Genomic DNA, 260 nt, shown 5'->3' with positions numbered 1-260 from the left:
CAAAAAAAAACCAACTTAACAAGTTGGTTTTTTATAAACGAATAGCAGTACTTAGAAACGAAAAACGCGTCTTAATCCAACTAAAGGTAGCAGTAATAAACCAAACCATGAGAAGCTGGCTGAGCTACGTTCATAAAACTCTGTATCTGGGGCTTTACAATTTTCAACTTCGCCATTAGCAATCGGTGAAAGTTTTACTGCAACAGCAACACTTTCATATTGAATGTTGCCATTAATGTCGGTTATGACCTCACCTAGTG

1 protein-coding gene is annotated in these 260 nt (G+C 36.9%); it reads right to left on the bottom strand.

What is annotated here, in order from left to right; all coding sequences use genetic code 11:
- Positions 1-51: 51 nt before the first annotated feature.
- Positions 52-260 (bottom strand): DUF3466 family protein (locus R0K30_RS22425; protein WP_410613104.1); only part of this gene is annotated, 209 nt, incomplete at its 5' end.

The sequence above is a fragment of the Bacillus sp. SIMBA_154 genome (assembly GCF_046536015.1).
Taxonomy (GTDB): domain Bacteria; phylum Bacillota; class Bacilli; order Bacillales; family Bacillaceae; genus Bacillus; species Bacillus pumilus_P.
This window is presented reverse-complemented; position numbering and strand designations above follow the sequence as displayed.